Below are 8,613 nucleotides of genomic sequence, written 5' to 3' on the forward strand. Positions count from 1 at the left end.
TCGCACCGCCGCCCGCCGCGCCCGGCGGCGCTGCGCGGGGGCAGATGTTGCGGACCCAATCGCGCCGGTCCCGGCGGCTGTTCGCGGTGGGGCCGGCGCGCCACATCCGGGAGCTGATGCAGGCGCACCGCCAGATGATCTTCTCTGCCCGGCGCACGCTGTATGTGGAAGCGCAGTTCTTCCGCTCCCGCCGGGCGGCCGGCTGGATCGCGGAAGCCGCCGGTCGCAACCCCGGCCTGGAGGTGATCATCCTGATGCCGCAGGCGCCCGACGAGGTTGCCTTCGAAGGCCATGGCGACAACCCCGCCCACCGGCACGGCGAATGGCTGCAGGCCCGTGCGTTGGGCAAGCTCCGCCGCAGCCTTGGCGACCGGGTCGGCCTGTTCGCGCTGGGCCGGAAATCGCCGCTGACAGACGAGGAAAGGGAGCTGGTCGCGGACCGGGGCGCGGCCTTCGGCGCGGGGATGATCTATGTCCACTCCAAGCTGCTGATCGCCGACGACGAACGCGCGCTTGTCTCATCCGCCAACATCAACGGCCGCAGCTTTGGCTGGGACAGCGAATTCGGCCTGCTGTGGGAGGATGCGGACGGCATCGCCGCCTGTCGCCGGCGGCTGTGGGGGCAGCTGCTGGACATTGCGCCGGGTGACCTGCCGCCGCCCGGCAAGGGCCTGCCGCTGTGGCGCGAAATGGCGGACGGCAATGTGCTGAAGGCGCCCGAGGAGCGGCAGGGGTTCATCCTCCCCTACCGCTATGCCCGCGTCCGCCGGTTCGGCCGGCCCGCGTGGTTCGTGCCGGACGAGCTGGTCTAGGGGGCGCGAAACGCGCTGACCGCTACGCCTTCAGTTCCCGCGCCAAGGCTTTCCGAGTCTTTTCCCCGTAGGGCGGTTTGAACCCGGCCAGCCCGGCGAGATCCATCTTTGGCTGGCGGTAGATGCTCTTGGCATGGCTGAACGTCTTGAAGCCGTCGTGGCCGTGATAATTGCCCATGCCGGCCGGGCCGATGCCGCCGAAGGGCAGTTCTTCCTGCGCCACATGGAAGATCACGTCGTTCACGGTCACGCCGCCGGACACGGTCTTGTCGAGCACCTGCCGTTCCTCTCCGGTGTCGGTACCGAACCAGTAGAGGCCCAGCGGCCGCTCCTTGGCGTTGATGTAGCCGATGGCTTCCTCGACCGTCTTGTAGGACTTCACCGGCAGGACCGGGCCGAAGATTTCCTCCTGCATCACCGTCATGTCGTCGGTGGGGTTGCGGATGATCGTCAGCGGCATCTTGTTGGTGTTCTGCTTCGAGAAATCTTCGTTCGCCGGGTTCACCTCCACGATCTCCGCGCCCTTCGCCCGGGCGTCGGCGATATGCGCCTCCAGCCTGTCGCGGTGCCGCTTCGAGATGACGCTGGTGTAATCGTCGTTCGCCAGCAGCGAGGGATACATGCGCGTGGTCGCGGCCTTCAGCCCCTCGACCACTTCGGCTTCCTTTTCCTGCGGCACCAGCATGTAATCCGGCGCCAGGCAGATCTGACCCGCGTTCATCATCTTGCCCATCGCCACCCGTTCCGTCGCGGAGGCGATGTCGGCCGAACGGCTGAGGATGGTGGGGGATTTTCCGCCCAGCTCCAGCGTCAGCGGCACGAGGTTCTTCGCCGCCGCCGCCATCACATGGCGGGCGATCGAGGTAGCGCCGGTGAAGATCAGATGATCGAAGGCCAGTTCGGAAAAGGCCTTGCCCACCTCTGGCCCGCCGGTCACGACCGCCACTTCGGCCTCGTCGAAATATTGCGCGAAGGCCCGGGCCATCAGCTCGGAGGTGGCCGGCGTGAACTCGCTGGGCTTGATCATCGCCCGGTTCCCCGCCGCCAGGATGTTGGCGAGCGGCGCGAAGGTGAGGTTGATGGGGAAGTTCCACGGCGCGATGATCCCGACAACGCCCTTGGGTTGCCATTCCACCATCGCCTTCGCCCCCAGCAGGCCCAGCGGGAAGTCCAGCTTGCGCTTTTCCGGCTTCATCCATTCATCCACATGCTTCAGCGCATGCTTCAGCGGCTTCACCGAACCCATGATGTCGGTGATGTCGGTCATCTCGGCCGGGCGGTGGCCGAAATCGTCCGACAGCGCCTTCTTGAACGCCTCCCGATGTTCCAGCATCAGCTTCAGCGCGCGTTGCAGCCGGTCCTTGCGGATGGCGGCGCTGACGGGCAGCTCGGCGGTGAAGGCGGCGCGCTGCTTTTCAAGCAGGGCCTGCATGGCGGCGGTGTCGCGGGCGATGGCGTCTGCGGCGATGGTCATCCTGTGGGTCCCTCTTTCCCTTTTCCGCGGAGGATAGAGGCAGTTGCGCCTGGCGCAAAGCTATCTGTGCAGACGGCTAAATCCGCTCAAGCGCCTGTTCGTGAACCCGAACATCGCCGGCCGCCAGAACCCGGCCCTCGCTGGCGAGCGTCAGCGGCTGGCCGCGCCAGTCGGTGATGATGCCGCCCGCCCCCTCGATCACCGGCACCAGCGCCGCCCAGTCATAGGGCTTCAGATTCTCTTCCATCACCAGATCCAGCTGGCCGGCGGCGAGGAGGCCATAGTTGTGGCAGTCGCCGCCGAACAGCATGTCGGCGACGGACCGGCCGACGCGCTGGAAGGCGGCATGGCCGGCGGCGGAAAAGGCGAGCGGATGGGTGGAGCCGGCGCGGGCCTGGGCCAGCCCGGCGCAGGGGCGGGTGCGGATCGGCCGGCCGTTCAGCACGGCGCGGGGCTGGCCCACGGTGCAGCCCAGCCAGCGATCCCCCGCCGCCCCGGCGGAAATGATGCCCAGCACCGGGCGGCCATCCTCGACCAGCGCGACCAGCGTGCCATAGAGCGGCCGGCCGGCGACGAAGCCCCTGGTGCCGTCGATCGGGTCGATCACCCACATCCGCCCGGATTGCCCCCGGCTGATGCCATATTCCTCGCCATAGACGCCGTCGGTCGGCCTGTCGGAGGCGAGAATGGCGCGGATCGCGGATTCCGCTGCCCGGTCCGCGATGGTGACGGGCGACAGGTCCGCCTTCTGCTCCACCGCTGTCTGGGCCCGGAAATGCGGCGCGACCGCCCGATCCGCCGCGGAGGCGAGGCGCTGGATCAGGATGATGTCGGCTTCGATCGTCATCGGGGGGCCTGTGGGCGGGGGCGCATCGCGTTCCGCTAGCGGCTTCGCGACGGCCCGGAAAGGGCGATCGGAAGGTTAACAACAAATGAACCGGTTCGACGAACGGCCGAACATGATCGACAAAGGGCGTCGCGCCCGGCGCCATGTTTCAGTAGGGTTGCAAGCATGAACCAGCCCTTCAGGCCCTTGCCGCAGGAGCAGTCCGCCGACGACGATGGCGCGGGCGGCCGCGCGGGCGCCGAACCCACCGGCCGCATGGCGATCCTGTCGATCGTCGGCTTCTGGCTCGTCTATTTCGTGCTGGCGACGGCGCGGGCGGCGGTGACGGACATGCCGGCCCAGGACGAGATGCTGCTGCGCCGGGCCGTGGTGACGCTTGTCGCCATGGGGCTGACAGGTCTTCTCTATCTGCTGCTGAAGCGGTTCGAGGTGGCCCGCACCGGCCGGCTGCTCACCATCGCGTTCGCCGCCTCGGTGCCGCTGGCCTTTGCCTATGCGACCGTGAACTACATCGCCTTCTATGGCTTCCCCATTGCCGAGCATCTGGCGATGGAGATGGAGTACAAGGGCGACAAGGCGTCCTATACCAGCGAGCCGCTGTCGATGATCACCTCGTCGGCGCTTGAATGGTATTTCTTCATCGCCTCGTGGGCGGTGATGTGGGTGGCGCTGTCCTATGCCGCCAAGGTGCGGCGGGTGGAGCGCGAGGCGGCCGAACTGCGGCAGGCGGCGCAGGCCGCCGAGCTTCGGGCGCTGCGCTATCAGGTGAACCCGCACTTCCTGTTCAACACGCTGAACTCGCTGAGCTCGCTGGTGATGCGCGCCCGCGGCGAGGAGGCGGAGCAGATGATCCTGAACCTCTCCACCTTCTTCCGCGCCTCGTTGACGCGGGAGGCGAGCGAGAATGTGCCGCTGTCGGAAGAGGTGCGGTTGCAGCTTCTCTATCTGGATATCGAGAAGGTGCGCTTCCCCGAGCGGCTGATCGTGAAGGTGGCGGTGCCGCGCGGGCTGGAAGATGCGCTGGTGCCGGCGCTGATCCTGCAGCCGCTTGTCGAGAATGCGATCAAATATGGCGTCTCGCGCAGCCAGCGGCCGGTGACGGTGACGATCGCGGCCGACCAGGTTGGCGACAAGCTGGAACTGTGGGTGCGGGACGACGGCGAAGCGTCGCCCACGGCGGCCGAGGCCGGGTGCGGCGTCGGGCTTGCCAATGTGGAGGCGCGGCTGAAGGCCGCCTATGGCGGCGCGGCCGACTGCGTATCTGGCCGCCCGTCTGCCGGGGGCTGGCTGGTGCGCCTGACCCTGCCGCTGATCCGCGCCTGACCGGCTTGCGGAACCGCCCCGGCCGGGGCAAGTCTCTGCCGCATGGCGCAACTGAAGACCCTGATCGTCGATGACGAGCCGCTGGCCGTGGAGCGGCTGCAGATCCTGTGCGCCCGGGTGGCGGACGTGCAGCTGGTGGGCACTGCATCGGACGGGGAAGCCGCGCTGCGGATGATCGAGGCGCTGGAGCCCGACCTTGTGTTCCTGGACATCGCCATGCCGGGCATGACGGGGCTGGATGTCGCCAATGTGCTGGAAGGCCGTGCCAACGCCCCGGCGATCGTGTTCGTGACCGCGTTCGACCAGTTCGCGGTTGCCGCGTTCGACGCGGCGGCGGTGGATTATCTGCTGAAGCCCGTGGCGCCGGAGCGGCTGGAAAAGGCGGTGGCGCGGGTATCCGACCGGTTGCGGCTGGCCGCCGATGCGCCGGCCGGCGCGCCGGTTGCGGCCCCGTCGCGCTATGCCCAGGAATTCTGGGTGCCGAACCGGGGCGAGCTGGCGCGGGTGGCCGTGGCCGACATCGAGCGGATCGAGGCCGAGCGGGATTACATGCGGCTCCACGCCGGGGCCCGGAGCTGGCTGATCCACGAGACGATCGGGGCGCTGGAGGCGCGGCTGGATCCGGCCGAGTTCATCCGGCTGCACCGCTCCACCATCGTGCGGCGCGACCGGATCGCCCGGCTGACGCACGACGGGCAGGGCAACTGGACGGCGGAACTTTCCGGCGGCGAGCAGCTGCGGATCGGGCGGACCTATCTGGCGAGCGTGCGGGCGAGCGTGACCAGGGGCTGAGCGGCGGCCTGCCGCAACAGGAAGCGGCCCGCCCCCTTGCGGAGGGCGGGCCAGTTGGGACTGATCGGGTCTCGGTGCTTGAAATCAGTCGGCGGTCTTGTCGCGCTGGACGGTGCCGGCGGCGAGCTGTTCGCTCTGGGCGCGGGCGACCAGCACGTCGCGCCGGGCGGATGCGGAGGAGTAGGCGGCCTTTTCGCAGGCAGGCCTGTCGGCCATGGCGCGCAGGTCGCGATAGTCGGCGGGCGCGCAGACGTTGCGGACCGCGCGCTGGATGCGGGCGTCGAGCTGGGCCTGGGCGTCGGGGCTGGCGAGGTTGAGGCCGGCGACGGAGATCTTCACCGTCTTGCCGTTGAATTCCTGGGGCACCTCGCCGGCGAAGGCGGCGCCTTGCAGGCAGGTCATGGCGACGGCGGCCAGAAGGGCGAGGGGCATGATGGTGCGGGACTTGGTTTGGGCGAACATCGGGGGTCTCCTGTTGGGGGATGCTGCCGGGATCCGGTCGAGAGGGGTTGTCCGGCCCCGGCAGCACCATGTGTCCCTTGTGGCGGAGGCCGCCCGCACTGTCGTTTCCGGCTCGATGGGCGGCGGCCGATGTTCGGCGGTCGCCACCTGCTTCGACGAATGCCATTGATGGATCGACGAAGTGCAGGCGGCGGGCCGGATCAGAAGCGAATCGCGAACTCCACGCCGCCGAGCCGGGGGTTGCCCCGGATGAAGGTGGGAATGCCGAACGAGCCGCCGGTGTTGCCCGCGTCGATCAGGTGGGCTTCATCGAACAGGTTGCTGACGTAACCGGTGACCTGCCAGCCGCCATCCCGCCCTGAGAAGCCGGCGCGGAGATTGACCAGCGTGACCGGCCCCTGCGAGATCAGATCCTTGTTGGGCACTTCGAAGAAGATCTTTGACCGGTAGGTGACGCTGGGGGTGAGGAACGCCTCGAGCCCGGCGCCGAGCGGCATGCGGGCGTCGAGCCCGGCGGCGGCCTGCCATTCGGGCTGCAGGCGGAAGCGGTTGCCGGCGAACACCCCGTTCGAGGCCTTGTCGTCGATCTTGCTGTCGATCCAGCCGAAGTTGCCGAACAGGCTGAGGCCCTGCATCGGCCGGACGCTGGCTTCGCCTTCGACGCCGAAATTCCGTGCGGAGCCGGCGTTGCGGGTGACGGACTGGCCGTTCTCGATGATCGAGACCTGGAAATTCTCGTATGTCTGGTAGAAGACGCCGAGGCTGCCGCTGAAGATGCCGATGCTGGCCTTCACCCCGCCTTCGTAGTTCCAGACGGTTTCGGCCGGGATGTCGGTGCGGTTGGCGACCGGGCCGGCGGCGGTGTTGCGGGCGTTCAGCTGGATGACGGGGCTGCGGCGGCCCTTGGACACGGTGGCGTAGCCGTTCAGCCCGTCGGTGAAGCGGATGAGCGCGTTGAAGCGCGGCAGGAAGGCGCTGTTGCTGCCGCTGGCGCGGAAGGTCTGTCCGCCGGTGCTTGCGAAGGGCAGCAGCGGCGCGCCGAGCAGCAGCGAATTGGGCTGGCTGGAGACATAGGAGGAGGTGCGATCCTCCCACAGGTAGCGGCCGCCCGCCGTCAGCTCGAGCCAGTCGGCCGCGTCGAAGCTGACATCCGCGAAGACGGAGATGGTTTCGAACTCGCCGCCGTTGCGGAAGGTGGAGCTGTAGGGGATCTGCTTCAGCAGCCCGCCCGTCAGCAGCGCCGTCGCCTGCGATGCCGTCACCACGCCGGCCGCGTTCACGCAGGGCAGGCCGGGGATCACGCGGGCGGCGCACTGGAGATAGGTGCCTTCCTCGGTGCTGAAGGGCACTTCCTGTGTGCCCGTTTCCCAGAACCAGTTGAAGCCGGCGAAGGCGCGCAGCCGGCCGCCATCATAGTTCACCCGGCTTTCGTGGCTGAGCTGTTCGCCCTTCGAATCCTCGGCGAATTCCAGGAACCAGGCGCCCGAGCCGTCGGCGTCGAACACTTCATAGCTGTCGAACCTGCGGTAGCCGAAGATGTGGACGGTGGACCATTGGCTGCCGTCCGGCTGGTAGCGGGCCGTGAAGTTCAGGTCATGCACGTCGCGCCAGAGGCCGAGCCTGTCATGTTCGAACACGCTGGCCGCGACCGGTGAGCCGCCCAGTTCCGCGAAGGTGTAGGGCGAGGTGGTGCCGCCATAGGGCGGCAGCGTGCCCGACTTGAAGGCGGTGCCGGGGTTCCGCTGGCCGTCGTAGGTGTAGATGAGGTCGGTGCGGATCGGGCCTTCGGGATCGAACTTCAGCGACACGCGCACGCCGCGCTGATCCTGGCCGTTCAGGTCGTCCTGCTTCACGCTGCCGTTCGGGGTTTCGCCGGCGATATTCTCCACCACGCCGTCGCGGACCTTCCAGGCGAAGGCGATGCGGGCGCCGACGACATCATTGCCGACATTGAGCATGCCGGATAGCTGGCGCTGGCCGAAGTTGCCGAAGGCGGCACGGGCCTCTCCCTTGATTCCCGGTTCGACCGGATTGGAGATGACGCTGACCGCGCCGACGGCGGCGGCGGTGCCGAACAGGGTTGCCTGCGGGCCTTTCACCACTTCCACGCGCTGGATGTCGAACAGGTCGAAATAGGAGCCGCGCGACCGGCTGACGTCCACGCCGTTGTAGTAGATGGTGACGCGGGCGGCTTCCTGCGCGGAGCCGGAATCCGAGGTGATGCCCCGGATCACGAAGCCGGGGTTGTTGGCCGACTGTTCCTGGATGTTGAGGCCGGGCACGAAGGCCGACAGCTCGTTGAACTGGCTGACGCCGAGGCGCTGCATCTGCTCGCCGGACCAGGCTGTGACGTTGACGGGGACGTCGACGAGCTTCTGTTCGCGCTTCTGCGCGGTGACGATGATGTCTTCCCCAAGGTCTGCCGCGGCCGGTTGCTGGGCGGCGGCGGGGGTGAGCGCGAGGGTGGATGCGGCGAGGAGGAACAGGCTTTTCATGAAACGGCTCCGTCAGCGTGGGAGGCGCCCTGCTGCCCGTGATTTGTTGCAGCGCAGCGAAACTTCCGTTGCGGCGCAATGAATTGGACTGGGCCTTTTCGAGCGGCGCGGCGCCCGCTAGAAGGCGCGGCATGTCGACCGTTCCGCAGCCGCCCGAAACCCGCACCGTGCACAGCCGTCGCGTGGCCTGCGACGGCGACGAAGGGCCGCTTGGCCATCCGCGCGTGTGGCTGCAGATCGACGAGCGCGGCTTCGTGGACTGCCCCTATTGCGACCGCCGCTTCGTGCTGGACGGCGAAGAGGGCGGCGACCACCACTAGGCGTTTGGCGTCCATGCCCCTATTTCGGGGGCATGGACGAACTTATCTATTACGAACTGGATCCGCACGAGGCCGAGCGGCTGACGAA

Annotated in this window: 8 protein-coding genes; 4 read left to right on the top strand and 4 right to left on the bottom strand. The window is 68.0% G+C overall.

What is annotated here, in order from left to right:
• Positions 1 to 812 (top strand): phospholipase D-like domain-containing protein (locus tag ACE3O8_RS07970; protein WP_374388545.1); only part of this gene is annotated, 812 nt, incomplete at its 5' end.
• Positions 813 to 834: 22 nt separating this feature from the next.
• On the opposite strand, the gene ACE3O8_RS07975 is transcribed toward ACE3O8_RS07970, so the two are convergent.
• Both ACE3O8_RS07975 and ACE3O8_RS07980 read right to left on the bottom strand, forming a co-directional pair.
• A complete protein-coding gene (locus ACE3O8_RS07975) occupies positions 835 to 2,286 on the bottom strand; it encodes a coniferyl aldehyde dehydrogenase (protein ID WP_374388547.1) in 1,452 nt (483 codons plus the stop codon).
• Positions 2,287 to 2,362: 76 nt separating this feature from the next.
• Positions 2,363 to 3,133 (bottom strand): inositol monophosphatase family protein, encoded by a 771-nt coding sequence (locus ACE3O8_RS07980; RefSeq protein ID WP_374388549.1) that lies wholly within the window; start codon positions 3,131 to 3,133, stop codon positions 2,363 to 2,365.
• Positions 3,134 to 3,298: 165 nt separating this feature from the next.
• On the opposite strand from ACE3O8_RS07980, the gene ACE3O8_RS07985 reads away from it, so the two are divergent.
• On the top strand, positions 3,299 to 4,456 hold the full coding sequence (locus ACE3O8_RS07985) for a sensor histidine kinase (RefSeq protein ID WP_374388552.1): 1,158 nt from the start codon (positions 3,299 to 3,301) through the stop codon (positions 4,454 to 4,456).
• A gap of 42 nt (positions 4,457 to 4,498) precedes the next feature.
• Positions 4,499 to 5,248: a LytR/AlgR family response regulator transcription factor gene (locus tag ACE3O8_RS07990; protein ID WP_374388554.1), complete on the top strand. Its 750-nt coding sequence runs from the start codon at positions 4,499 to 4,501 to the stop codon at positions 5,246 to 5,248.
• Positions 5,249 to 5,332: 84 nt separating this feature from the next.
• On the opposite strand, the gene ACE3O8_RS07995 is transcribed toward ACE3O8_RS07990, so the two are convergent.
• A complete protein-coding gene (locus tag ACE3O8_RS07995; protein WP_374388556.1) occupies positions 5,333 to 5,710 on the bottom strand; it encodes a UrcA family protein in 378 nt (125 codons plus the stop codon).
• A gap of 200 nt (positions 5,711 to 5,910) precedes the next feature.
• Positions 5,911 to 8,205, bottom strand: coding sequence for a TonB-dependent receptor (locus tag ACE3O8_RS08000; RefSeq protein ID WP_374388558.1), 2,295 nt, complete (start codon positions 8,203 to 8,205; stop codon positions 5,911 to 5,913).
• Positions 8,206 to 8,336: 131 nt separating this feature from the next.
• Here ACE3O8_RS08000 and ACE3O8_RS08005 point away from each other — a divergent pair, with 131 nt between their 5' ends.
• Positions 8,337 to 8,525, top strand: a complete 189-nt coding sequence (locus tag ACE3O8_RS08005; RefSeq protein WP_374388560.1) for a zinc-finger domain-containing protein — start codon at positions 8,337 to 8,339, stop codon at positions 8,523 to 8,525.
• The last annotated feature ends 88 nt before the right edge of the window (positions 8,526 to 8,613 follow it).

It is taken from the genome of Sandaracinobacter sp. (assembly GCF_041909755.1).
GTDB lineage: Bacteria > Pseudomonadota > Alphaproteobacteria > Sphingomonadales > Sphingomonadaceae > Sandaracinobacteroides.

Coding starts and splice junctions, on each gene's coding strand:
- ACE3O8_RS07980 (WP_374388549.1), bottom strand. CDS start 3,133: ATGACGATCGAAGCCGACATCATCCTGATCCAGCGCCTCGCCTCCGCG.
- ACE3O8_RS08005 (WP_374388560.1), top strand. CDS start 8,337: ATGTCGACCGTTCCGCAGCCGCCCGAAACCCGCACCGTGCACAGCCGT.
- ACE3O8_RS07990 (WP_374388554.1), top strand. CDS start 4,499: ATGGCGCAACTGAAGACCCTGATCGTCGATGACGAGCCGCTGGCCGTG.
- ACE3O8_RS07995 (WP_374388556.1), bottom strand. CDS start 5,710: ATGTTCGCCCAAACCAAGTCCCGCACCATCATGCCCCTCGCCCTTCTG.
- ACE3O8_RS07985 (WP_374388552.1), top strand. CDS start 3,299: ATGAACCAGCCCTTCAGGCCCTTGCCGCAGGAGCAGTCCGCCGACGAC.
- ACE3O8_RS07975 (WP_374388547.1), bottom strand. CDS start 2,286: ATGACCATCGCCGCAGACGCCATCGCCCGCGACACCGCCGCCATGCAG.
- ACE3O8_RS08000 (WP_374388558.1), bottom strand. CDS start 8,205: ATGAAAAGCCTGTTCCTCCTCGCCGCATCCACCCTCGCGCTCACCCCC.